This window comes from Buttiauxella agrestis ATCC 33320 (genome assembly GCF_000735355.1).
GTDB classification, from domain to species: domain Bacteria; phylum Pseudomonadota; class Gammaproteobacteria; order Enterobacterales; family Enterobacteriaceae; genus Buttiauxella; species Buttiauxella agrestis.
Map to the genome: position 1 here is coordinate 42635 of NZ_JMPI01000025.1, position 24098 is coordinate 66732.

At 53.5% G+C, this 24098-nt stretch carries 21 protein-coding genes; 11 read left to right on the top strand and 10 right to left on the bottom strand.

What is annotated here, in order from left to right; translation table 11 throughout:
* The first annotated feature begins 127 nt into the window (after positions 1–127).
* From GBAG_RS08965 to GBAG_RS08980, 4 genes are read left to right on the top strand one after another with little or no spacing between them, the layout of a single operon-like run.
* A complete protein-coding gene (locus GBAG_RS08965; protein WP_034495186.1) occupies positions 128–1375 on the top strand; it encodes an MFS transporter in 1248 nt (415 codons plus the stop codon).
* Positions 1365–2453, top strand: a complete 1089-nt coding sequence (locus GBAG_RS08970; protein WP_034495188.1) for a Gfo/Idh/MocA family protein — start codon at positions 1365–1367, stop codon at positions 2451–2453. The genes GBAG_RS08965 and GBAG_RS08970 overlap by 11 nt, the downstream gene beginning before the upstream one ends.
* Positions 2453–3511 carry a sugar phosphate isomerase/epimerase family protein gene (locus GBAG_RS08975; protein WP_034495190.1) on the top strand — a complete coding sequence of 353 codons (1059 nt, stop codon included), beginning with the start codon at positions 2453–2455 and terminating at the stop codon, positions 3509–3511. The genes GBAG_RS08970 and GBAG_RS08975 overlap by 1 nt, the downstream gene beginning before the upstream one ends.
* Before the next feature lie 2 nt (positions 3512–3513).
* Positions 3514–4629 carry a Gfo/Idh/MocA family protein gene (locus GBAG_RS08980; protein WP_034495192.1) on the top strand — a complete coding sequence of 372 codons (1116 nt, stop codon included), beginning with the start codon at positions 3514–3516 and terminating at the stop codon, positions 4627–4629.
* 55 nt (positions 4630–4684) lie between these two features.
* Here GBAG_RS08980 and GBAG_RS08985 read toward each other — a convergent pair whose 3' ends face one another.
* Together GBAG_RS08985 and GBAG_RS08990 are read right to left on the bottom strand one after the other, a co-directional pair.
* The gene (locus tag GBAG_RS08985; RefSeq protein ID WP_034495194.1) at positions 4685–5092 is read right to left on the bottom strand and encodes a hypothetical protein; all 408 of its coding nucleotides are present in this window, start codon (positions 5090–5092) and stop codon (positions 4685–4687) included.
* A 2-nt stretch (positions 5093–5094) separates the two neighbouring features.
* A complete protein-coding gene (locus GBAG_RS08990; protein WP_034495196.1) occupies positions 5095–6270 on the bottom strand; it encodes a hypothetical protein in 1176 nt (391 codons plus the stop codon).
* 300 nt (positions 6271–6570) lie between these two features.
* Between GBAG_RS08990 and GBAG_RS08995 the strand changes: the two genes are divergently transcribed.
* From GBAG_RS08995 to GBAG_RS09025, 7 genes are all read left to right on the top strand, one after another.
* On the top strand, positions 6571–7836 hold the full coding sequence (locus GBAG_RS08995) for an ABC transporter substrate-binding protein (protein ID WP_034495198.1): 1266 nt from the start codon (positions 6571–6573) through the stop codon (positions 7834–7836).
* The gene (locus GBAG_RS09000) at positions 7837–8754 is read left to right on the top strand and encodes a carbohydrate ABC transporter permease (RefSeq protein WP_051873671.1); all 918 of its coding nucleotides are present in this window, start codon (positions 7837–7839) and stop codon (positions 8752–8754) included. It abuts the gene before it with no gap.
* Complete coding sequence (locus GBAG_RS09005) at positions 8754–9599, top strand: carbohydrate ABC transporter permease (protein ID WP_034495200.1); 846 nt, start codon at positions 8754–8756, stop codon at positions 9597–9599. Before GBAG_RS09000 ends, GBAG_RS09005 begins: the two co-directional genes overlap by 1 nt.
* Before the next feature lie 2 nt (positions 9600–9601).
* Complete coding sequence (locus GBAG_RS09010; RefSeq protein WP_034495202.1) at positions 9602–10720, top strand: ABC transporter ATP-binding protein; 1119 nt, start codon at positions 9602–9604, stop codon at positions 10718–10720.
* Positions 10721–10805: 85 nt separating this feature from the next.
* On the top strand, positions 10806–12446 hold the full coding sequence (locus GBAG_RS09015; RefSeq protein WP_034495204.1) for a glycoside hydrolase family 13 protein: 1641 nt from the start codon (positions 10806–10808) through the stop codon (positions 12444–12446).
* A 3-nt stretch (positions 12447–12449) separates the two neighbouring features.
* Positions 12450–14099 carry a glycoside hydrolase family 13 protein gene (locus GBAG_RS09020; RefSeq protein ID WP_034495206.1) on the top strand — a complete coding sequence of 550 codons (1650 nt, stop codon included), beginning with the start codon at positions 12450–12452 and terminating at the stop codon, positions 14097–14099.
* A gap of 175 nt (positions 14100–14274) precedes the next feature.
* Positions 14275–15075, top strand: coding sequence for a YdcF family protein (locus tag GBAG_RS09025; protein WP_034495208.1), 801 nt, complete (start codon positions 14275–14277; stop codon positions 15073–15075).
* Positions 15076–15079: 4 nt separating this feature from the next.
* Here GBAG_RS09025 and GBAG_RS09030 read toward each other — a convergent pair whose 3' ends face one another.
* From GBAG_RS09030 to GBAG_RS09065, 8 genes are all read right to left on the bottom strand, one after another.
* Complete coding sequence (locus GBAG_RS09030; protein WP_034495209.1) at positions 15080–16498, bottom strand: L-fucose/L-arabinose isomerase family protein; 1419 nt, start codon at positions 16496–16498, stop codon at positions 15080–15082.
* A gap of 24 nt (positions 16499–16522) precedes the next feature.
* Positions 16523–18013: an FGGY family carbohydrate kinase gene (locus GBAG_RS09035; RefSeq protein ID WP_034495211.1), complete on the bottom strand. Its 1491-nt coding sequence runs from the start codon at positions 18011–18013 to the stop codon at positions 16523–16525.
* Between the two features lie 2 nt (positions 18014–18015).
* Positions 18016–18960 (bottom strand): transketolase family protein, encoded by a 945-nt coding sequence (locus GBAG_RS09040; protein WP_034495213.1) that lies wholly within the window; start codon positions 18958–18960, stop codon positions 18016–18018.
* Positions 18953–19783, bottom strand: a complete 831-nt coding sequence (locus GBAG_RS09045; RefSeq protein ID WP_034495215.1) for a transketolase — start codon at positions 19781–19783, stop codon at positions 18953–18955. Before GBAG_RS09045 ends, GBAG_RS09040 begins: the two co-directional genes overlap by 8 nt.
* A gap of 86 nt (positions 19784–19869) precedes the next feature.
* Positions 19870–20970, bottom strand: a complete 1101-nt coding sequence (locus GBAG_RS09050; protein WP_034495216.1) for an ABC transporter permease — start codon at positions 20968–20970, stop codon at positions 19870–19872.
* Position 20971: 1 nt separating this feature from the next.
* The gene (locus GBAG_RS09055; protein ID WP_081908391.1) at positions 20972–22489 is read right to left on the bottom strand and encodes a sugar ABC transporter ATP-binding protein; all 1518 of its coding nucleotides are present in this window, start codon (positions 22487–22489) and stop codon (positions 20972–20974) included.
* Positions 22489–23091 (bottom strand): DUF2291 family protein, encoded by a 603-nt coding sequence (locus tag GBAG_RS09060; RefSeq protein WP_034495218.1) that lies wholly within the window; start codon positions 23089–23091, stop codon positions 22489–22491. Before GBAG_RS09060 ends, GBAG_RS09055 begins: the two co-directional genes overlap by 1 nt.
* A gap of 13 nt (positions 23092–23104) precedes the next feature.
* Positions 23105–24046: a D-ribose ABC transporter substrate-binding protein gene (locus tag GBAG_RS09065; RefSeq protein WP_034495219.1), complete on the bottom strand. Its 942-nt coding sequence runs from the start codon at positions 24044–24046 to the stop codon at positions 23105–23107.
* Positions 24047–24098: the final 52 nt, after the last annotated feature.

Genomic DNA, 24098 nt, shown 5'->3' on the forward strand with positions numbered 1-24098 from the left:
ACCAAATAATTCATCAGCATGATGGAAACCCCCATGAAATCGATTACATTTTTAATGAAGTGCGAATGTAATCGATTTCATAAAAAGAACTCTTACCCTTAAATCAATACTCTGTACCGGAGGATTTATGTCTTCTCAGTCGGCCGTTGGGGCACAAGTGGTCACTCATAAATGGGTGATTCCACGCCTGTCGTTAATGATGTTTCTCGAGTTCTTCGTCTGGGGGGCCTGGTATGTGACGCTGGGCGTCGTGATGGGCAAGTTTGGGCTGAGCGCACTAATTGGAGATGCGTATTCCACCGGGCCGATTGCCTCCATTTTGTCGCCGTTTGTCCTCGGTATGCTGGTAGACCGCTTCTTTGCCTCGCAAAAAGTCCTCGGCGTGTTGCACCTGATTGGCGCGGCTTTGCTGTGGTGGCTGCCGGGCATGTTTGAAAGCGGGCAGAGCGGCCTGTTGTGGGTCGTTTTTGCTTACATGCTGTGCTACATGCCGACTATCGCCCTGAGCAATAACGTGGCGTTCCACAGCCTGGCAAACAGCGAAAAAGGGTTCCCGATTGTGCGTGCGTTCGGCACTATCGGCTGGATTGTGGCGGGGTTGATTGTTGGCACTAGCGGTCTTTCAGACAGCACCGGCATCTTCACCCTGGCAGCGGTTGCCTCTGTCGTATTGGGGATTTACAGCTTCACGCTGCCGAATACCCCCGCGCCGGATCGCGGCAAACCGCTTTCAATGCGTGACCTGGTTTGTGCAGACGCTTTCGCGTTGCTTAAACAGCGTCACTTTATGGTGTTTATCATCTGTGCCACGCTTATCTCCATTCCTCTGGCGGCTTATTACGCTTACGCCGCACCGTTTATTTCCGCAGTTGGGTTCGAGAACGTCAGCGGCGTGATGGCATTAGGGCAAATGTCTGAACTGCTGTTTATGCTGTTGATTCCGTTCTTCTTCCGCCGCCTGGGCATCAAAATGATGCTGCTTATCGGTATGCTGGCATGGTTTGCACGTTACGCGATGTTTGCCCTGGGCATCACCGAAGAAACACGCTGGATGATCTACATCGGCATCATTCTGCACGGGGTGTGTTACGACTTCTTCTTTGTTATCGGCTTTATCTATACCGATAAAGTGGCGGGCAACAAAGTGAAAGGCCAGGCGCAAAGTTTGCTGGTGCTGTTCACTTACGGGCTGGGGATGTTAATCGGTTCGCAAATCAGCGGCGCGGTATTTAACCGCTCGGTCACGGCGCAAGGGGCTGAAGGCTTGCTGCAATGGCAACAATTCTGGTGGATGCCAGCGATAGCAGCCGTGGTGATTGCGGCGATCTTCTTCTTTAGTTTCAACTATAAAGAGGGCGAGCAGCATGGCAAATAAGCCGCTGCGCGTGCTGGTTGTGGGCTGCGGGAATATGGGGGCTGCCCACAGCCTTGCGTATCAGCACCTGGACGAATTTACTCTCTGCGGGCTGGTGGCTCGCGGGGATTCAAAGGTGCGTCTGCGGGCGCAACTCGCCGCCGATATTCCGTTGTTTGAAGATTTACACCGCGCGATTAAAGAAACACAGGCAGATGCCGTGTGCATCGCCACCTGGCCTGACAGCCACGAAGCGCTGGCACTTACGGCGCTTGCCGCAGGCTGCCATGTGTTTTTAGAAAAGCCGCTCGCCACCACGGTGAGCGGGGCAAAACGCGTGGTCGCTACCGCGCGTCTGGCAGGTAAAAAACTGGTGGTCGGCTACATTTTGCGCCATCACCCGGTGTGGCAGCAGTTTATCGAGCTGTCGCACGGGCTTGGCAAACCGCTGGTGATGCGCATGAACCTCAACCAGCAAAGCGGCGGGAGCGCCTGGCATACCCATAAAATGCTGATGCAGTCGCTTTCGCCGATTGTCGATTGCGGTGTGCATTATCTCGATGTGATGTGTCAGATGGCGCAATCCAGCCCGCACTCGGTGAGCGCCATTGGCGTGCGTTTAACTGACGAAATCGCCCCCGAACAGTTCAATTACGGCCAGCTTCAGGTGCGTTTTGAAGACGGCTCCGTGGGCTGGTACGAGGCGGGATGGGGGCCGATGATGAGCCAGACAGCATTCTTTATTAAGGATGTGATTGGCCCGCAAGGTTCAGTGTCGATTGTTGCCCGTGAAGCCGGGGGCGAGGGGCGGTCAGCTAATGTTGAAGCCCATACCCGCACTGAATCACTGCGTGTTCATCACTCTCAACTAAACGCCCAGGGCGAATTTATTCACCAGGATGAATGGGTGACGGCAAGCGATGAACCCGATCACTTTGCTTTATGCCAACTCGAACAACAGTTTTTTGCCCGTGCCATCTTTGACGACAGCGATTTGACGTTACACCAACAGCAGGCGGTTGAAAGCCTGGCCGTGGTGCTGGCGGCAGACCTTGCCGTTCGCGAGCAACGCACGGTTTTAATTAAGGAGATGTTGTAATGAAAACCCTCAAAGGGCCATCCATATTTCTCTCACAGTTTATATCCGATAACCCCCCGTTCAACTCGCTCGACACGCTAGCCGCCTGGGCTGCGGGGTTGGGCTACAAAGCGGTGCAAATCCCCACACATCTGCCACATATTTTTGACCTCGCCAAAGCCGCCGAAAGCCTGGAATACTGCGCTGAAATTCGCCATCTGCTGGCAAATGTTGGACTAGAAATCAGCGAGCTTTCAACTCATTTACAGGGGCAACTGGTGGCCGTACATCCGGCGTATGACGCAGCATTTGCCGGATTCGCTCCAAAGGAACTGGCGCACGATGCCGTTGCGCGTCAGCAATGGGCGGTCGATAGCCTGAAACAAGCCGCTCGTGCCTCGCAAAACTTAGGTTTAAATGCGCACGCCACGTTTTCTGGCGCACTAGCCTGGCCTTATTTTTACCCTTGGCCACCGCGCAATGAGCAACTGCTGGATGAAGCGTTTCAAGAACTGGCTGCCCGCTGGAAGCCGATTCTGGACTGCTTTGACGACGCGGGCGTAGATGTCTGTTTTGAGCTGCATCCCGGCGAAGATTTGCATGATGGCGTCACGTTCGAGCGTTTTCTGGCGCTGGTCGATAACCATCCGCGCTGCAATATTCTCTACGATCCAAGCCATATGCTGTTGCAACACATGGATTACCTCGGTTTTATCGACCATTACCATGCACGAATCAAAGCCTTTCACGTCAAAGATGCTGAGTTTTTACCATCGGCAAAAAGCGGAGTGTATGCGGGTTATCAGCCGTGGATTGATCGCCCCGGGCGTTTTCGCTCCCTCGGTGACGGGCAGGTTAATTTCAACGGGATCTTCAGCAAATTGGCGCAATATGACTACAGCGGATGGGCTACGCTTGAATGGGAGTGTTGTCTGAAAGCAGGCGATGCGGGCGCGCGCGAAGGGGCAAAATTTATCGCGGAACACATTATTCCGGTTGCCGAATATGCCTTTGACGACTTTGCGCTGCGCGACAGCGACAAATCAGCGGTGCGTCGCATGCTCGGGCTGGAGGAGTAACCATGAAACGACTTCGTTTAGGTATGGTCGGCGGCGGTGAAGGTTCATTTATCGGCGGTGTCCACCGTATTGCAGCTCGTCTTGATGACCAGTTTGAACTGGTCGCCGGGGCGTTTTCGTCCTCGCCGGAAGTGGCAAAGCGCAGCGGTGAAGCGCTATTTATCGCAGCCGACCGCTGTTATGCCAGCTGGCAGGAGATGGCTGAACGTGAGGCATCGCGGCCGGACGGCATTGAAGTTGTCTCGATTGTCACCCCCAACCATTTGCACGTTCCGATAGCCAAAGTATTTCTGCAACATGGCATTCATGTTATCTGCGACAAACCGCTCGGGGTGACGCTTGCCGAGGCTCAGGAGCTGGCGCAGGTTATCGACGCATCCGGCCTGCAATTTATTCTGACCCATAACTACAGCGCACTACCGATGGTGCGCGAAGCCCGGGCGCGCATCGCCAACAGTGAAATCGGTGATATTCGTGCCATAGAAGTGGAGTATTTGCAGGACTGGCTGAACGACAGGCTGGAGTTGACCGACAACAAACAGGCGAGCTGGCGCGGAAATCCGGCCATGGCGGGGGCCGGCGCGATTGGGGATATCGGCACTCACGCCTGGCAACTGGCAGCGTTTGTCAGCGGCATGGAGCCAGAAACCTTGCGTGGAGAACTGCTGACGCGCATTCCGGGGCGGGTGCTGGATGACGAAGTGTACGCTGAAATGCGTTACGCCAACGGTGCACGAGGGCGTTTGTGGGCAAGCCAGGTAGCACCCGGTTTTGAAAACGATCTGCGTCTGCGCATCGTGGGCAGCAGGGCGACTATCAGTTTTCGCCAGCAACAGCCAGAAATCCTGGAAATCCATCCGCATCACGGAAACAGTTACGTTGTCACGCGAAACGGTGTGAATAATCATGATTCCGTACGCCATCAGTGCCGCACTCCCGCCGGGCACCCGGAAGGATATCTGGAAGGTTTCGCGCAAATCTACCGTGAAGCTGCGGTTAAAATTCGCGGCGGAGATGCGCCGCTTCTGCCGGGTATAGCAGCAGGGCTGGCGGGGATGAAGTTTATAGAAACGATGCGCGAGAGTAGCGATCGCGGTGGGGAGTGGGTTGAGTGGTGACCTGGTGAATAGTAGAAAGGATCTTTTTGAGATCCTTTCTGTTTTAGCGTTAATTTTATGGCTGAGTGACGTTTAGGGTATATTCCTTTTTAAATCTAGTTGCGCGGGCGATCATACTGCCATACATTCCCCCCCACAATTTTATTTCTATTACACCAGATTTGGTGGGGATGCCATATATTTCTATACAGTTATAATCATTGCTATCTTTTGGTAGCATATTTTTAATTTTTGATTCAGGAAGTTGACAGTTTCGCAGCGAAATACCCATATTTGAGGGGGCCGTTGCTCCAGGTGTATCATGTTTCATGACTCCGCCTCCTAAGATTTTTATTCTAAAGAAATAAGGCATGCCAACGGTTGCGGGCTTTAAAGTTTTACTCTCCGGGATATATTCTACAGGCGTGGTGCATGCTGCGGTCCCTATAACGATAAGTACAAGAAAAGCTTTATGTATATTCATGTTTAGTTGACTGGTTTAAAAACCATTCCTCCATAAAAACGGTTAATGAAAAAAGAAATATCCGTATCAGTCTTTATCTGATCAGATGCTTCTCCCCATGAAAATAAATTAAGATGCATATTATTATCGCTATCTTGTGTTACAGGTCCTTTCCATATAATCCAGTGAGTCGGAACTGTTAAAGTTGAACGCCCATTTTCCAGTAGGCCATCATTAATTAATGTGACAACCTTATAACCTTTCTCGACATAGTCATTTAGTTCACGAATACCCTGGATTCCAGCTTGGGTTACCCCGACATTACTAAACACTTTTGTATATCCAACCTTTTCAAACCATTCTGTTAACGTTTGCCACATCGTGATCCCTGCAAGGGGGGAATCCAGAGTATCAAAACTCATTATACTGTTTTCACTATCTCTTAGACTAGCCAACATCAGCCAGTCCAGACCAAGTATTAATGGATCAGGACCATCGTAAAAATCACCTGAAGGATGCCGACAACCTTCCCCCGGAGCGATCACAAGCTCACCAATTTTAGTTTTTCCGTATTGCCACAGATCTTTAGCCGCCTGGGCATAAACATCTGGCCTATCCATTTGCAGGCAATAGAAAAAGGCCGCAGGCCCACACAAACTGCCAGTATTCTGATTGGGGAATGTAATGTGATTAAATCTGTTATTTACTTGCTCTTCAATAATGCTTTTTTCAAATGGATCTTGCGGGTCGCCAATGGGATATTGCTCAGCAATAAACGGCCTTTCCGGTTTTGATATATTAACCTTAACAATCTTTCCACCTTCACTTTCCAGCACCGATGTTCCCGTGGAGACAAAATAACAAGGATTTTCACGTTTGACCGGAGAGCAGGCTTTGCCGGTGGCAAACTCTTCTAATGTGTACATGCGGGTAAAGGGAGACGATGTAACGCAATGCGTGTGCAACATAGTTTTCCGATAAAGCGTGACTTCCATAATATAAATTCTCGAAAGTGACTCACCAATATTATCGGTAGGATGTTTTAGAGTTTCATAATTTCCTTGAATAGGTTGTTGCTTCACATTTATCAGAGAGTGTTTATTTCTATCCGAATCCATCCGATAAATAGATAAATCATAGAGAAGGGAATCGGGTGGAACATTCGAGTTGATACGCGTGCTGAGATGATAAATAGTCATAATTAATCCATTAATTAAAGAAAGGTTATTGAGTCGAATATACCCTGGATGAACCTATTTTTAATCTAAACTTATTAACGCGTTCGAAATACAGCATTCCGTGTACAACCGCCCACTCAATGACCCCGTAGCCCGTCCCGCACAAAAGCACCATAAAAAATAACGATACGTGCACCAGGTCGAGAATTCGCACAAAGATTAGGCGGCTAAGTTGTCGCCTTGCCTGATTGTTACTAGCTTTTTGATTGGTGTGGCTATTTTCCACCTCCCTCCTGTCCGGTCTGAACAAAAGAGGAAACAATGAAAAAGCTGACGTTAAGTTTTATTACCTTAGCGCTTGCGGGCGTTTCTAACGCTGCGTTTGCCGATACCCTGCGCATGGAATGCCCGATCTCGCCTGGCGGTAAGGAATACTGCAAATACGTCAAAGACCGTTTTGAAAAACAGACCAGCAACAAGCTGGAGTTTATCGAATTCCCGGCGGCATCTGACGAAAAGCTGGCTCTGCTCCAGCAACTGTTTGCCGCCAAAGATGAAAAGGCGGTGGACTTGTTCCAGTCGGACACCATCTGGGTGGGGTTACTTGATAAACAGACTCTCGATTTAACCGACGCCGTCGGCGATATGAAAGGCGATTTCTTCCCCGGCCCGTGGGCGAACGACACGGTGAACGGTAAAGTCAAAGCGGTGCCTGCGTATCTGGATACCGGTGTGCTCTATTACCGCAAAGACTTGCTGGAAAAATACAACGAGCAGCCGCCGAAAACCTGGGAAGAGCTGACGCGTATCGCCACTAAAATTCAGGAAGAAGAGCGTAAAGCAGGGCACAAAAACTTCTGGGGGATGATCTTCCAGGGCAAATCGTATGAAGGGCTGACTTGTAACGCGCTGGAGTGGATTGATTCCTATGGCGGCGGCACCTTTATCGACGAAAAAGGGAACGTGACCGTAAATAATCCTAAGGCGGCGGCTGCGCTGGATATGGTTGCAGGCTGGATGGGTAAAATCACGCCGAAAGGGGCGTTAGGATACAAAGAGGAAGAGTCGCGAGCGGTGTTCCAGAATGGCGATGCGCTGTTTATGCGCAACTGGCCATACGCGTATTTGCTCTCGCAAGGCGCGGATAGCCCGCTGAAAGGCAAAGTGGGCGTGGCTCCGCTTCCGGCCGGGCCGGATGGTAAATCAGCCAACGCCCTTGGCGGCTGGCAGTGGTCCGTCAATGCCAATACCAAAAACAAAGATGCAGCGATTGCGCTGCTGAAAATCCTCACCGATGCTGATTCGCAGAAAATGCAGCTGAAATATCTCGGCTTCGCACCGACGCGATCGGCCCTGTATGAAGACAAAGCGGTACTGGAAACCGCACCACATCTGACGATGTTTAAGGATATCTTCGCCAATGCGGTTCCTCGCCCGGCAACGGCCACCAAAAGCCAGTATCCGCGCGTCTCTAACGCCATCTTTAACGTGACCTTCAAAGTGCTCAACGGCAGCAGCGACGGCAAAACAGCGGTCGCCGATCTGCAAAAACGCCTTGAGCGCGTGAAGGGTAAGGACTGGCATTAATTGGCGCATACAGGCTATCAACAACGGCGTCGCCGTATCGCGTGGATACTGGTGGCGCCAGCGCTGTTACTTCTGGCACTGGCGGCGGGATGGCCACTGGTGCGTACCTTCTTCTTCAGCTTCACCAACGCGATGCTCGACAACCCGTCTGAGTACCAGATGGTGGGGCTGGCAAACTATTACGCGACACATGACGGCAGCAGCAGCGGGGTGTTGGTTGACCCTCTGTGGTGGCAGGCTGTCGGCAACACCTTGTGGTTTACCGTGGTATCGGTTGGCATCGAGCTATTTCTCGGGATGTTGCTGGCGTTGCTAATGAACCAGAAATTTCGCGGCCAGGGCTTAGTGCGCACCGCTATTCTGGTGCCGTGGGCGATTCCGACCATTGTGAGCGCCAAAATGTGGGGCTGGATGTTCCACGATCAGTACGGCGTGGTAAACGATTTGCTGGCGAAAATCTTTGGTTATCAGGCACATCTGGCGTGGATTGCCGAGCCGTCGCTGTCGATGTGGGCGGTGGTGATTGCCGATGTCTGGAAAACCACGCCGTTTATGGCGCTGATGTTGCTGGCAGCACTGCAACTGATTCCCAACGATCTTTACGAGGCGGCGCGCGTGGATGGTGCCAGCCCGTGGCAAAGGTTCAAGCGCATCACGCTGCCGTTGATTATGCCGGCGATGATTGTGGCGCTGATTTTCCGCGTGATGGACGCGATGCGCATTTTCGATCTGATCTTCGTGCTGACATCCAACAGCGAGGCCACGATGTCCGTTTCCGGTTACGCCCGTGAACAAATTATTTCCTATCAGGATATGGGCATGGGTTCGGCGGCATCGGTGCTGGTGTTTATGATGGTGGCAGGCATTGCCGCCTGCTTTATCCGCGTCTCACGTTTAAACGAGAAGGAGAAGCGGTGATGAAAATAACCCGTCGGCAGCGCAAATTCGGCCATAGTCTGGTTATCTTCCTTGGTGCGACCTGCGCTGTGCTGTTCTGTGTTTTCCCGTTTTATTACGCGATTATTACGTCACTGCGCACCGGGCAGGAGCTGTTTTTACCCGCCTATTTACCGAGCGGCTACCACTGGAGCAACTACGTCACCGCGCTGGTGGATAACGGCATCGCCCGCAGCCTGCTTAACTCGGTGCTGGTGGCGACGATAACCGTGGGCGTCTGCCTGCTGGTGTCGATTACCGCCTCTTTTGCACTGGCACGCGTGCCGTTCCGTGGCCGTAAATTCCTGCTGTTCACCATTTTGTGTGTTTCCATGTTCCCGCAGGTGGCGGTGCTGACGGGCATGTTTGAGCTGGTGCGTTTTCTCGGACTTTATGACTCGCTCGGTGCGCTGGTGCTCTCTTACACCACCTTTTCGCTGCCGTTCACCGTTTGGGTGCTCACCACGTTTATGAAGTCGATTCCCGTGGAATTGGAAGAGGCGGCGATTGTTGATGGCGCCAAAACCTGGACCATTATTCGCCGGGTGTTTGCCCCAATTCTCGCCCCCGCGCTGGTCACCACCGGGCTGCTGGCGTTTATCGGTGCGTGGAATGAGTTCATGTTCGCGCTGACATTTATTATTTCTGGCGACAAACGCACGGTGCCTGTCGCCATCAGTATGTTCAGCGGCGCGTCAACCTTTGAGCTGCCGTGGGGCAGCATTATGGCGGCGTCGGTGGTGGTGACGCTGCCGATTATTGTGCTGGTGCTTATCTTCCAGAAACGCATTGTCAGCGGGCTTACCAGCGGAGCGATTAAGGGATAACCATGGCGCAACTCGTACTCGATAAAATTCAAAAACGCTACGGCGCGGCATCAGAGGTGATTAAACCGCTCGATCTCGAAGTCAACAGTGGGGAGTTTGTGGTGGTGGTGGGGCCGTCCGGCTGCGGGAAATCAACGCTGCTACGCATGGTGGCGGGTCTTGAAGAGATAAGCGGCGGCGAGATGCGTATCGACGGGGTTTGCGTCAACGACGATTCTCCGTCAGAGCGCGGCATCGGCATGGTGTTCCAGTCCTACGCGCTCTATCCGCATATGACGGTGTACCAGAATATGGCATTTGCGCTGGAAATGGCGAAACTGCCCGTCAAAACCATCGACGAAAAAGTGCGGGAAAGCGCGCGTATTTTGCAGCTCGAGCATTTGCTCGACCGGCGACCTAAAGATCTCTCCGGCGGCCAGCGCCAGCGTGTGGCTATCGGGCGGGCGATTGTGCGCGAGCCGAGCCTGTTTTTGTTCGATGAACCGCTTTCAAACCTTGATGCCTCGCTGCGCGTGCAGATGCGTATGGAAATCGCGGCGCTGCATAAACGGATTAATGCCACGATTTTGTATGTCACCCACGATCAGGTCGAAGCGATGACGCTTGCCGACCGCATCGTGGTGCTTAATCAAGGGCAAATCGAGCAGGTGGGCACGCCGCTTGATTTGTACGACCGCCCGGCCAACGTGTTTGTCGCCCAGTTTATCGGCTCGCCAAAAATGAACCTGATCCCCGGCGTTTTGGTGAGCGGCAACGCCCAGCGCACGGATGTAATGCTGGAAAACCGCCAGCTTATTTCGCTGCCGATGAACGGGGCTGGTGTACCTGAAGGGCAAGCTGTGCGCCTCGGTATTCGCCCCGAACATGTTCAGATAACCGAACTGGCGCAGGCAGACATTGAAGCGGAAGTGTTGTTTGTTGAGCAGATGGGCAACGAAACTTTGCTCTACGTAAATAGCGGTTACGGTAGCGAACCGCTGGTGATGCGCCATACTTTCAGGCTTGAGATAAAAGCTGACCGACGAATCGGCCTGCGGCTGCCGCCTGAGAATTGCTACTTGTTTAACAGTGACGGGCGGGCGTTTGTGCGAATTTCACCCTCATCCCAGCCTTCTCCGTGAGGGAGAAGGAGAAAACATAAGATCCCCTCTCCTGGGGAGAGGGTGAGGGTTAGGGTGAGGGCGCTCGACAAAAAAGGAGAAATCAGTGGAAAAAAAATGGTGGCACAATGCGGTGGTGTACCAAATCTATCCGCGCAGTTTTATGGACAGCAACGGCGATGGTATCGGCGACATCAATGGCATCATCAGTAAACTCGACTACCTGCAACAGCTTGGCATCAACCTGATTTGGCTCTCGCCAGTGTACCGTTCGCCGATGGATGACAACGGCTACGACATTTCCGACTACGAAGATATTGCCGCCGAATTTGGCACCATGGCGCAGATGGAAACCCTGATTGCGCAGGCGAAACAGCGCGATATTCATATCCTGATGGATTTAGTCGTCAACCACACCTCTGATGAACACCCCTGGTTTATCGACGCGCTGAAATCGAAAGATAACCCGTACCGTGATTTTTATATCTGGCGCAAACCTGCGGCAGATGGCGGCCCGCCGAACGATTTCCGCTCGTACTTTGGCGGTAGCGGCTGGGCGTTTGACGAGGCCAGCGGCGAATATTATCTGCACCAGTTTTCTGTGCGTCAGCCGGATCTCAACTGGGACAACCCGCGCGTTCACGATGAAGTTCACGCCATGATGAACCGCTGGCTGGCGAAAGGTATCGGCGGTTTCCGCATGGACGTTATCGATCTGATTGGTAAAGAAGTGGACGCGCAGATTATGGCGAACGGCAAAAATCTGCACATGCTGATTCGCCAGATGAACCGCGCCGCCTTTGGTAAAGGGGATTACGTGACGGTGGGTGAAGCCTGGAGTGCCACGCCTGAAGACGCGCTGCTTTATAGCGGGGCCGAGCGCGAAGAACTCTCCATGGTTTTCCAGTTCGACCACATTAAACAGTTCTGGGATGGGCACGCCGGGAAATGGCGCAGCAAGCCGTTTGAACTGGCAAGTTTCAAAGCGGTGATTGAGAAGTGGCAAACCGCACTGGCGCATCAGGGCTGGAATTCGCTGTTCTGGAGCAACCATGATTTACCGCGCGCGGTGTCTAAATTTGGCGACGAAGGGGTGTTTCGTGAGCCGTCGGCCAAAATGCTCGCCATCGCGCTGCACTGCCTGAAGGGCACACCGTATATCTATCAGGGCGAAGAGATTGGCATGACCAACGTGCGGTTCGGGAATATCGACGAATACCGCAACATTGAAAGCCTGAATCTTTATCACGAGAGACTGGCGCAAGGCGTCAGCCATGAAGAGATGATGCTCGGCATTCATGCTAACGGGCGCGATAACGCCCGCACGCCGATGCAGTGGGACGACAGCCCAAACGCAGGTTTTACCACTGGTAGTCCATGGATTGCGGTGAATCCGAATTACCGCGAGATCAACGTGGCCGCAGCCCTCGCCGAACCGGATTCAATTCTGTGGCATTACCAGAAAATGGTGGCGCTGCGTAAACAGTACCCGGTTTTGGTTTATGGCGATTTTCAGCCTGTCTTGCGCGACCATCCGCAGGTGTTTGCCTGGCTGAGGGCACTTGATGGCGAGCGATTGCTGGTGGTCAACAACTTTACCGCCGAGCACCTGACGCTCGATATTCCGCCTGAAATGCAGAACTGGCACGGTGAATGTTTGATCAGCAACTACGCACCGCGCGACCAGTTGGCGGTGAGTCTCGAGCTGCAACCTTATGAATCTTTTGCTTTATTAATCGGGAGGTAAACGATGGCGAGCTGGTGGAAAGAGGCGGTGGCCTACCAGATTTATCCGCGCAGTTTTAAGGACAGCAACGGCGATGGCATTGGTGACCTGAACGGAATCACCGAAAAACTCGATTACCTCAAAGACCTCGGAATCGATCTAATTTGGATCTGCCCGATGTACAAATCGCCGAATGATGATAACGGCTACGACATCAGCGATTATCAGGAGATCATGGCAGAATTTGGCACAATGGCTGATTTTGACCGTCTTCTTGAACAAGTTCACGCCCGTGGAATGCGGCTGATTATCGACTTAGTCGTGAACCACACGTCAGATGAACACCCGTGGTTCCTCGAATCCCGTTCCTCACGCGATAACCCAAAACGTGATTGGTACACCTGGCGCGACGGTAAAAATGGTGCAGAACCCAATAATTGGGAGGGGATTTTTAAAGGCTCAACCTGGGAGTTTGACCCGGTAACAGAGCAATATTTTCTGCATCTGTTTACCCGCCGCCAGCCGGATCTGAACTGGGAAAACCACGATGTTCGCCGCGCCGTGTACGACATGATGCGCTGGTGGCTGGATAAAGGCATCGACGGGTTCCGTATCGACGCTATCGCGCACCTGAAAAAAGAGCCGCTGCTGGCTGATGTGCCTAACCCTGACAAACTGCGCTATGCCCCGTCGATGAAAAGCCACCTGAACTACGATGGGCTACTCGATTACGTCGATGACATGAGCCGTAACGTCTTGCAGCACTACGATATTGTCACCGTTGGTGAGATGAACGGTCTGTTTGCCGATCACGCCGAAGAATGGGTAGGGGAACATCGTAACCGGCTGAGTATGGTGTTCCAGTTTGAACACGTGCGGCTGTGGGAACCGGAAGCCGGTTTGCGCCCGGAACCTGGGGTATTAAAGAAAATTTTCACCGCCTGGCAAGAAGCGCTGGAAGGAAAAGGCTGGAACGCGCTGTATGTGGAAAACCACGACCTGACGCGCATTACTTCGCGCTGGGGCGACACCGAACACCACTGGCGAGAAAGTGCGACCTGCATCGCCGCACTCTATTTTCTGATGCAGGGCACGCCGTTTATCTACCAGGGCCAGGAAATCGGTATGACCAATACCCGATTCAACAGCCACGACGATTTTGATGACGTGTCAGCGAAAAACATGTGGCGTGAAATGGAAGCGCAGGGCAAAAGCGAAGAAGAGATTATTGCGTTTCTCACCAATACCGGGCGCGACAATTCCCGCACACCAATGCAATGGAACGCCTGGCCGAACGCTGGGTTCAGCGATGGCGAGCCGTGGTTTAAGGTGAATGCCAACTTTGAAATGATTAACGTCGCCAGCCAGCAGCAAGACCCGGACTCAGTGCTCAACTTCTACCGGGCGTTAATTCAGCTACGCAAAAAGGAGCGAGCGCTGATTTACGGGCGTTATGAGCTGGAGCTGGCAGACAACCCGCAAATTTACGCGTATCGGCGTGTGCTGGACGGCGCGGAGTTCGTGGTGCTGTGCAATATGTCCTCGAAATCGGCGCGCTGGACGAGCGATGAGTTGCCGCTCGAATGGGCCGAATGCGTGTTGGGGAATTATCCGCAGGTTGATGAACTCTATCGGCTGCACCCGTGGGAAGCACGAATTTATAAGTTGGCATAAAAGGCCTGTCGGATGACGCTGCGCTTATCCAACCTACGAAAAACGGTTTTGTAGGGTGGATAAGCGCAGCGTCATCCACCGTTTGCGCCAAACGACTCGAAGTCTCAGAGCAACCCTATACAGTAACGGCGCGGCCTGCGTTATGATGTGCGCTGGTTTTTAACAAGGAGGGGTTATGTTGACGACAACATTTCCAGCTTTGCAGCCGACGACCATCAATGCCATTAATACCCTTGGCGAGTGGCTTTCTCACAATGAGTTTGCCGCGCCACCTGCGGTTTGCGATGGTGAATTGATTATCCTCGCGGGTAATGCCGTTATCCCTACCATTGATGCAGCTTGCGAGCTTGCCGCCAATAGTGAATTGCCGCTGCTGATTACCGGCGGAATTGGCCATTCGACCACTTTTTTATATGCAGCGATCGCTCAGCACCCGCGCTACAACACCATTCCCACCACTGGCCGCGCAGAAGCCGCAATTATTAAAGACATTGCGACCGGGTTCTGGAAAGTCCCGGCAGAAAAAGTGCTGACCGAAGAGAAGTCCACTAACTGTGGCGAGAACGCACGCTTCACTTATGATTTGATGCAAACGCGGGAAATAACGCCCGCTCGCGCGATTATCATTCAGGACCCAACCATGCAGCGCCGTACCGTCGCGACCTTTGAACGCGTCTGGCAACGTGATGCGCATCAGCCGCAATGGCGCAGTTGGCCGGGTTTAGTGCCTCGGTTAGTCAGTGACCAAACCCATACCGCGTTTAGCCTGCATGAAAAGGGCTTATGGCCGGTTGAACGGTATATTTCACTGGCGCTGGGGGAAATCCCGCGAATCAGAGATGATGCGCAGGGCTACGGGCCGCAAGGGCGTGACTTTATTAGCCATGTTGATATTCCGCTTGCGGTGATTAGTGCCTGGGAAATTCTGGCTAATGACGCCGCGCTGGCGCAATTAATGCACGAGCGCGGCTTGTAAATGATTAACGATGCAGGTAACAGTTCACCCCTAAATACTTAGTGAATGCTTCCTGCAAAACCACACCCGTCGCCGAATGGTTCATGGCGACGTGGTGCTCAAAGCCATTGTTACAAATCCACGCCAGTAAATTCTCCAGATGCGGCACTTCAATCACCGCGCGGCAACCTACGGTATCTAACGCATCATCAACCGATTGCCCTTCGCCGACATAGGCTTTCACCTCACCGGTAAAATCATCAGAAGAGAGGCGGAAGTAGGTCAGCGGGCCACTTTTCAGGCGACCATGTACTGCGCCGCAGGTGTTCTCTTTGCCGACCGTTGTGCCGATAATATCAGCGGTGCCCATCGACGGAGATTCCAGGCTGCTGCTGGCAAAGTTCCCGCAGTGGAATAACACGCATTTGTTGCGATCGTCGCCGAAGTTGTTGTTCCAGTCGGCAATCGAGGCCGGGTTAAGCGACGCACTGGCGAGGGCATACATCGACAATGCGCCCATCACGTCGACTTCGCAGGCGCTTGGCATCAACTGCCCGGACATCACGCTCATAATCGAACAAACATTAATGCCGAGGTTTTCCTGAAGCGACGTCCAGCACTGGATCGCCGTGGTGTCGATGTCGTTTGCCACGACCCATTCGCTGATCACCACAAACAGTTTTGCCATTTGGGTTAACTTATCGGCGGGAATGCCGCTGGCATCGGCGTTTTCAATTAAGATGCCGCGCTTCTCATGCACTCGCAGGTCGTCATCGCTGATGTGTTTGATGCGGGTGAAAATTTCAGACAGGTCGAGGGTTTCAACCGCCACGCCCATTTTTTCGAGCAGTTTTTCGCTGTAACGCACGGTGTTAAAGCTGGCCGGGCGCGCACCAATTGCCCCGATGCGCACGCCCTGCATTGATTTCACTACCCGGCAGATTTGCGCGAAGCGCTGTAAATCGTGTTCGAACACTTCACCGCTTAACGCACACACATGCTGCGTGGTGAGCGTGAAGGGGATGTTGTACTGGCGCAGGTTGTTGCACAGGGAAATTTTCCCGCAGAAGCTGTCGCGGCGTGTCGCCAGGCCCATTTTGTCGAGATTGTCCTCTTCGGCCTGGATTAACACCGGGACTTTCAAACCGGAAAGACGAATCGCTTCTGCTACCGCTTTTTCATCGCCAAAGTTTGGCAACAGCACCACCACTCCATGAATGTCGTCACGATGCTGGCGGAACAGTTCGGCACAGACTTTAGCATCCTGACGGGTTTCCACACCGCCGAGATGCGTTTGCCCATCTTTAAGCATCACGGTTTTGATACCCAGTTTGCTAAATAAGGCTTCGGCTTGTTCATGCGCCTGCGCCACTAAATAGCTTGGGAAGAACCCGCGGTTGCCGATGATCACACCGAAGGTCAGTTGTTTAGGGATTCTGGACATAGCTTCACTCCGCTCAAAATAGATTTAATTTGGCTGAAAGCGGCAACGCGCCACGGCTTCAAGCCATTGTTTATAGTTTTCTTGCATGGTTTTTTGTTGTTCTGCCTGCGGCTGCAAACGCTCGCCACAGTGGGCTAATGCGGCAAGCGGTGTTCCGTCTTGCCACCAGCCGAGGGTTTTTCCGGCAAGCAGCGTTGCGCCGAGTGCGGAGATTTCAGCAGCGGGCTGAATGATTAACGGGCGTTGCAGCACATCTGCCTGTAATTGCATCAGCCAGCGGTTTTGGGTAGCGGTGCCATCCACGCACAATGATTCGAGGCGCTCGCCAGTCGCCTGTTCCATAGCGAAAAACACATCGGCAATTTGATAGACCAGCGATTCCAGTGCGGCTCGCGCCAGCACTGCAGGCGTAGCGGCATCCGTCAGGCCGCAAATCATGCCGCGAGCGTATAAATCCCACCACGGCGCACCGAGCCCGGAAAGCGCCGGCACGTAATACACGCCCTGGTTACTTTCTGCCGATTGCGCAAGCTCGGTGAGTTTTGCCGGATCGGTGATACCTAACATTTTCCCCAACCAGGCGGCACCGGAACCGGTGTGAGTGATATTGCCTTCCAGCGCGTAGTTCAGCTCACCGTCATGCCAGGCAAGCGTAGTGCTCAGGCGATTACTGCGGTTTACCGGCTCCGGGAGTGAAAGCATCAAAGAAGAACCGGTGCCATAAGTGGCTTTCACCACATGGCCACAGACACTGCGCTGCGCGTAGAGTGCCGCGTGTGAATCACCGATAAGCGCCAGCACTGGCGTGCCAATCGGCAAACCGGCAATGGTGTTGATTTGCACTTCGCCATGGTGACCGGAAGATGCGCGCACCTCCGCCAGTGCCGCACGCGGAATGCCGAATAATTTGAGTAATTCGTCGTCCCATTCGCCCCGGTAAATATTAAACAGCTGGGTGCGGGCGGCATTGGAGTAGTCGGTAGTGAACGAATGCCCGGCGGTCAGTTGCCAGTTCAACCAGGAGTCGATTGTCCCGATACACAGCTCGCCCGCGTCGGCACGTTTCATGCCGTCCGGAATGGCATCGAGCAGGGCGCGGATTTTCGCCGCCGGGAATAACGGATCGACGGGCAGGCCAGTCAGGCGAGTGATCAGTTCACCATGGCCCTGCGTTAACAGTTGCTCGCAAGTTTGTTCTGAACGGCGATCTTGCCAGCTCACAACGGGTGTTAACGGTTTACCATCAAGGCGCTGCCACACCAACACGGATTCACGCTGGTTGCTTATCGCAACGCCCGCGACGTTGGCTGTGCCGAGTTGTCGCAGACAGCCGCTCAATGCTTCACACACGGCATGCCAAAGTGCTACGGGGTCTTGTTCTGCAAGCCCTGGTGCCGGGTGCGTCATTGCCACGCCGACACTGTAACGGGCGCAGATTTCCCCGTTACGATTCACCGCCACCACTTTGGCGTTAGTGGTGCCCTCATCAATAGCCAGAATTACCGGGCTGGACATGGCTATGCTCCTTTGCAAAGCGCCGTGGCGGAACGTGTGACTCCTGCGGCATCAATTCCATGATGAGCACGCATCTCCTTGCGATCCGCCGCAATAGCATAGCTACCGTCTGCAATGCCGAGCCGCAACAACGGTATACCGCATCCGGCTTCCGCTAAGACTTCAGCGACCAGGCTGCCGACACCGCCATTCACGTTGTGCTCTTCAACGGTTATCACGTGGCGTGAATTTTTAAGCATGGTGAGAAGTTGTGCGGTATCGCAAGGGCGGATAGACGGAACGTTGATCACCGCCGCATTAATACCCAAATCTGCGAGTTGTGCCGCCGCCGTGACGATTTCATGCACTGTTGAGCCCATGGCGACTAATGCCACATCATCGCCTTCGCGCAGCTGATTAATGGCACCGGGTTTGAACTGATAATCTGCGTCGTGCAGTTCCGGCAATGCTTTGCCGTCAAGACGAATGTAGACCGGGCCAACGTGTTCCAGCGCGTAGTCAATAATCTGGCGGCATTCAATCGGGCACGATGGCGCATAGATTTCGATGTTGCCAAAACCGCGCAGCACGGCGATGTCGTCAATGCTGTGGTGGGTGCTGGCGAGCGGGCCATAGCTGGCTCCGGCATTGAGGCCAAACAATTTTACGTTGCTGTTGTTGTAGCAAACGTCGACTTTGATCTGTTCGTTTGCGCGCGAAATCAAAAACGGTGCCGCGTTGCAGGTGACGGCGATTTTGCCGCCCATCGACAAGCCGACCGCCGTGCCCACCAGCGTCTGCTCTGCAATGCCGACATTCACCAGTCGGTCAGGAAACTGCTTCATAAAGGGTGAAATTTTTGCCGTAGAGGTTGAGTCTGCAACCACCGGTACCAGGTCTACGCCGCGCTCGACGGCGTCAATAAAGGCATTCACCATTACGGTTGCCAGGTGTTCGCTATTACTCATCTTTCAGTTCCTCCAGCGCCAGTTCGATTTCGTCACCTTTTGGTATCCGGTGGTGCCACTCCGCGCGTCCCTGAATAAAGGAGATGCCCGCGCCTTTGGTGGTGTTGGCAATGACAACGTGCGGTTTGCCGTGCGGCTGTAATCCTTCAATTGTGGCGACCACATCAGCCATGTCGTTGCCACGGCACTCGGTCACTTCCATGCCGAACGCGCGCCATTTCTCATCCAGCGGGTCGGTATTGAGAATGTCTTTGGTCGAGCCCGCGAGTTGCAGATTGTTTTTGTCGTTAATGATGATCAGGTTATCGAGCTGGTAATGTGCCGCGACCAGCGCTGCTTCCCAGTTGCTGCCTTCCGCCAGCTCACCATCGCCAGTCACCACAAAGACGCGGCGCTGGCTGTTGTTGCGTTTGGCCGCCAGCGCGATGCCAACGGCGACCGGCAGACCGTGGCCGAGCGCACCTGTATTCAGTTCAACACCCGGCGTTTTGTGTTTCACCGGGTGGCCGGGCAGGTGAGAGTCGGCATGCTGATAAGTCGGCAACCATTCCACGGGAATAAACCCAGCTTCAGCCAGCACACAGTAATAACCGCCTACCGCATGGCCTTTAGACTGAATGTAGATGTCACGTTCATCGCTGTTAATCAGCTGCGGCGAACAATTCAGTATTCGGAAGTACAGGGCGGTTAAGATTTCTACCTGTGATAAATCAGCCCCGGTATGGCCGCCAGCCGGGCTGTTGGCATTGAGCAGGACGATGCGGCGACGGACGGCGCGCGCTCTCTTTTCCAGATCCGTAACTGACAGTGCGAACGGATTCATAGTGTTACCCCTTGCATTAAAAATCATATATGAATAATTATTCCATGCGGGTAAAAAAATACCCGCCATTGAGGATCTGTGACGCGCTACACCTTCCCGCTACTTTCCATGATTGCTTTCTGGGCCACGACCGCCGCTTTTTGCTGCATGCGGTTTTGCATCTGGTCGATGATGACCGCCACAATAATCACGATGCCTTTGATGACCATTTGCCAAAACTCACTCACGCCCATCATCACCAGGCCGTCAGCCAGGAAGCCAATCACAAATGCGCCGACGAGGGTGCCTAGAATGGTGCCGCGCCCGCCTGCCAGCGACGTTCCGCCGAGCACCACAGCCGCAATCGCGTTCATCTCAAATGCCGTGCCGTTTGCCGGGTGGCTGGCAACCAACTGCGCGGAAACGACAATCCCGGCAATGGCGGCGCAAAAACCGGACAGCGTGTAGACCCAAATTTTTACCTGGCGGACTTTGACGCCGGACAGTTCGGCGGCGCGTTCGTTATCACCAATCGCGTAAACATGGCGGCCAAAGGGCAGGCGGCGAGCCACATAAGCAATGGCGATGGCGAGCACAATCATCATCCAGATTGCCCACGGGATACCGAACAAATTGCCAGAGCCAATCAGGTCGAAACCGGTATTGCCGAGCTGTGGATTGCCGGAAAGTCCGGGGAAGGTTTCACCGCCCGAGGTCAACATGGCGGCCCCACGCAGCACGTACATGGTGCCGAGTGTGCAGATAAACGGTGCGACGTTATAGCGGGTGATAATCCAGCCGTTGCCCGCGCCAATCAGCCCGCCAATCAGTAATACCAGCGGTACAATCACCCACACGCTTGGGAAAATGGCGATACCAAACATCGGCAGCACAATGCCCTTGGTTATCAGCCAACCGGCAATCATGCCGCACAGCCCAAGTGTGGCGCCAATCGACAGGTCAATGCCCGCCGTGATGATGACAAAGGTGATGCCGAGCGCCAGGAAGGCGTTGATAGCAATGTGTTTAATCATGATCACCATGCTGCCCATGGCGAGGAAATCCGGCACCATGATGGCGAAGAAACCGACAATCAAAAACAGCGCAATAAAGGTGCGCAGTTTGAGCAGTAACAGCAGCAGATTTTCCCGCGAGCTGAACGGCGAGCCTGGTCTGGCGTTGAGCGCGACAGTATCATTCGTTTTCATATCAGAACCCTTGTGCACTAGCGGAAACCAATGCCGACTCTTCGGCGTGTTCGCGGGGAATATCGGCGGTGACTTTGCCGCCGGACATCACCAGAATGCGGTCGGAAACCGCCATAATCTCTTTGAGATCGGAGGTGGAAAACACCACCGCAATCCCTTGTTCGGAAAGCTGAACCATCATGCGGAACACGTCGGCTTTCGCACCCACGTCGATCCCACGCGTTGGCTCATCGAGCAGCAGCAGTTTCGGGTTGGTCAGCAGCGAGCGGCCAATCACCACTTTTTGCTGGTTCCCGCCGCTCAGCGCCTGAATTTCCACATCCGGTGATGAGACTTTAATCGACAGATTGCCAATGGTGCTGGCCACGACCGCCGTTTCATCAACCTGCGAAATTGCAAAACCACGCTGTAAACGCCGCCATAAACTGGCAATCGTCAGGTTGCTGGCGACCGACGATATCGGGAAAATCCCGGTACGTTTGCGATCTTCTGGCACCAGACTCATGCCCATACGAATGCGTTCGGCGGTGGCAAGGCGCGGTGGCACCGGTTTGCTGTCGAGCCATAATTTGCCCAGATAGTTGCGTTGCGTACCCAACAGGCATTCAAACAACTCCGTGCGTCCGGCACCCATCAGCCCATAAATGCCGACGATTTCACCTGCGCGTACTTGAAAACTGACGTCGTTCACCACCGTGTTTCCTGCCGAATTGACGCAGGTGATGTGTTCGGCTTCCAGAATCGCGGCACCAAAATCACGCCCGGGTTTCAGGAAACTGGACACCGGCTCGCTGCCTAACATTTCTCGCACAATCCACGGCACGTCGATATCACACACCTGTGCTTCGGCCTGGAATTTGCCGTCGCGCAAAATGGTTATCACGTCGCCAATCGCCATTAACTCTTCGAGGCGGTGGGAAATATAAATAATGGTGACGCCCTGGCGGGTGAGTTCGCGAATCACCCGGAACAGAATATCCACTTCGGTTTTGCTTAACGCCGAGGTCGGTTCATCAAGAATTAAGATGTCGGCGTCTTCGGCCAGCGCTTTGGCGATTTCGACCAGTTGCTGTTGACCGACTTTCAGGTTTGCGACTATCTCTTTCGGGGAAATAGGCTGATCCAGGCGCTTGAGCAATTCCGCGCTGCGTGCCTGCTGCGTGGCTTCATCAATGGGCGATAAACCGTGTTGCAGTTCACGCCCGAGGAAAATGTTCTCGGCAACCGTCAGGTTTTCGAAAAGATTGAGTTCCTGGTGAACCATGCCGATGCCATGCGCGGCGGCCTGGCGGGTGCTATTAAACTGCACGACTTCACCATTCAGGCGCATTTCACCGAGGCTCGGCTGTTGAACGCCCGCCAGAATCTTCATCAGCGTCGATTTGCCTGCACCGTTCTCACCGATGATGACGTTCACTTTGCCGCGCCAGACGTTGTAATCAATGTTGTCCAGCGCCACGGTGCCGGGGAACAGCATCGAAATACCACGGGTGCGCAGAATGATAGGATCTTGCGACATTATGGTTGCCCCCGTTCCAGTGAAATTGCCGCCGCGTCACTTAATGCACCGTTACGCATCGTTACGGCCATTACCACGGTGACCGGTTGCTGCTGCCAGCTTTCATCGACTTTCGGCAGGTGTTTTGCTGCTTCGCGGTTATAGGCTTTCGAAAGCTGCGCGAACTGCACCTGATTAGTGAAATCTTCGAACTTGTAGCCGGTCGCATCACGGATGGCGTTGCCGCGAATCATCGGCCCAATTTGCACCTGCAGCGGTTGGTCATTGACGGTCACGGTCAACGTGCGTTCGCGTTCGTTATCCAGAGAAACGCTATCGACTTTGCCTTGTACTTTGACGAATACGCTTTCGTTGTTGGCGTTGGCGGCGCGGGTTGTCAGGGTAGTACTATCCAGCGCATGGCTCTGCGCGGGCGTCAGTACTTTGCTGTTCCAGGTTTGTTGCGCTATCTGCGCGGGTGTCTGGTTTGCGAAACTCGCTTTCGCATTCGGATCTGGCGGAATAATCGGTTGCCCGTTTTCATCCAGATCCACCACCCGGCAGGCAGTGAGCAACAGGGCACTGCAACATAACCAGCCAATACCCCATTGTTTGAGCGACATACAGCCTCCTGGACTACTTAGCCAGCTTGAAGGTTTTCAGCTGATTGGCATTGCTATCGTCAATTAATACGCAGTCCATCAACTGTTTTTCCTGTAGCTGCGGTTTGCCGTTTTTCAGGAAAAAATCCGCTTGTACCACAGCCATTTGCGCTTGTTCCCAACCCGGTTGCAGCACGGTGGCTTTGATATTGCTCTTGGCGATAATCGAGTCGCGCACGTAGTCGCTGCCGTCAAAACCCACCACGATGACATTGGTTTTCCCGGCGGCTTTTAAGGCGGCTTCTGCGCCAAGCGCCATGGTGTCGTTACCGGAGATCACGCCAACAATGTCGGGCTGAGTTTGTAAGATGGATTCCATGCGAGTGAAGGCTTCGGTCTGGCTCCAGTTTGCGGTTTGCTGCGCCACCATTTTCATATCCGGGTAGTCGTCGAGAATGTCGTGATAGCCCTGCGAGCGCACGTGGGCGTTGGTGTCTGACTGGCGGCCCAGCAATTCAACATATTTGCCTTTGCCGTTGAGCAATTTGGCAAATTTCTCTGCACCTAACTGCGCGCCCTGATAGTTATTGGAAACAATCTGCGCTACGGCAACGCCAGTTTTGTTGATTTCACGATCGATAAGGAAGGTAGGAACGCCAGCGGCTTTGGCTTTTTCTAATGGGCCGACGGTGGCATCCGCCCCAGCGTTATCCAGAATGATGGCTTTTGCTTTGCGGGCAATAGCGGTCTCAATCAGCTGGTTTTGTTTATTCACATCATCATCGTGTGACGCGACCAACGTGGTGTAGCCCAGCTCTTTTGCCTTCGCCATCGCACCATCGGCTTCTGCTTTAAAGAATGGGTTGTCATGCGATGGGGTAATAATGGCAATCAGCCCATTATCAGCGGCATAGAGATTGGCAGATGAAGCAAGCAGTGCAGCAACGAGTGAGGTCTTGACCAGGGTAAGTTTCATTTTTATCTCCACATTGAATATATATTCAAGCATGATTTATTATTCAATGTAA

What these genes read in the sequence shown, in the direction of transcription:
- GBAG_RS08965 (WP_034495186.1), top strand. Translation starts at nt 128, where the DNA reads ATGTCTTCTCAGTCGGCCGTTGGGGCACAAGTGGTCACTCATAAATGG.
- GBAG_RS08970 (WP_034495188.1), top strand. Translation starts at nt 1,365, where the DNA reads ATGGCAAATAAGCCGCTGCGCGTGCTGGTTGTGGGCTGCGGGAATATG.
- GBAG_RS08975 (WP_034495190.1), top strand. Translation starts at nt 2,453, where the DNA reads ATGAAAACCCTCAAAGGGCCATCCATATTTCTCTCACAGTTTATATCC.
- GBAG_RS08980 (WP_034495192.1), top strand. Translation starts at nt 3,514, where the DNA reads ATGAAACGACTTCGTTTAGGTATGGTCGGCGGCGGTGAAGGTTCATTT.
- GBAG_RS08985 (WP_034495194.1), bottom strand. Translation starts at nt 5,092, where the DNA reads ATGAATATACATAAAGCTTTTCTTGTACTTATCGTTATAGGGACCGCA.
- GBAG_RS08990 (WP_034495196.1), bottom strand. Translation starts at nt 6,270, where the DNA reads ATGACTATTTATCATCTCAGCACGCGTATCAACTCGAATGTTCCACCC.
- GBAG_RS08995 (WP_034495198.1), top strand. Translation starts at nt 6,571, where the DNA reads ATGAAAAAGCTGACGTTAAGTTTTATTACCTTAGCGCTTGCGGGCGTT.
- GBAG_RS09005 (WP_034495200.1), top strand. Translation starts at nt 8,754, where the DNA reads ATGAAAATAACCCGTCGGCAGCGCAAATTCGGCCATAGTCTGGTTATC.
- GBAG_RS09010 (WP_034495202.1), top strand. Translation starts at nt 9,602, where the DNA reads ATGGCGCAACTCGTACTCGATAAAATTCAAAAACGCTACGGCGCGGCA.
- GBAG_RS09020 (WP_034495206.1), top strand. Translation starts at nt 12,450, where the DNA reads ATGGCGAGCTGGTGGAAAGAGGCGGTGGCCTACCAGATTTATCCGCGC.
- GBAG_RS09025 (WP_034495208.1), top strand. Translation starts at nt 14,275, where the DNA reads ATGTTGACGACAACATTTCCAGCTTTGCAGCCGACGACCATCAATGCC.
- GBAG_RS09030 (WP_034495209.1), bottom strand. Translation starts at nt 16,498, where the DNA reads ATGTCCAGAATCCCTAAACAACTGACCTTCGGTGTGATCATCGGCAAC.
- GBAG_RS09035 (WP_034495211.1), bottom strand. Translation starts at nt 18,013, where the DNA reads ATGTCCAGCCCGGTAATTCTGGCTATTGATGAGGGCACCACTAACGCC.
- GBAG_RS09040 (WP_034495213.1), bottom strand. Translation starts at nt 18,960, where the DNA reads ATGAGTAATAGCGAACACCTGGCAACCGTAATGGTGAATGCCTTTATT.
- GBAG_RS09045 (WP_034495215.1), bottom strand. Translation starts at nt 19,783, where the DNA reads ATGAATCCGTTCGCACTGTCAGTTACGGATCTGGAAAAGAGAGCGCGC.
- GBAG_RS09050 (WP_034495216.1), bottom strand. Translation starts at nt 20,970, where the DNA reads ATGAAAACGAATGATACTGTCGCGCTCAACGCCAGACCAGGCTCGCCG.
- GBAG_RS09055 (WP_081908391.1), bottom strand. Translation starts at nt 22,489, where the DNA reads ATGTCGCAAGATCCTATCATTCTGCGCACCCGTGGTATTTCGATGCTG.
- GBAG_RS09060 (WP_034495218.1), bottom strand. Translation starts at nt 23,091, where the DNA reads ATGTCGCTCAAACAATGGGGTATTGGCTGGTTATGTTGCAGTGCCCTG.
- GBAG_RS09065 (WP_034495219.1), bottom strand. Translation starts at nt 24,046, where the DNA reads ATGAAACTTACCCTGGTCAAGACCTCACTCGTTGCTGCACTGCTTGCT.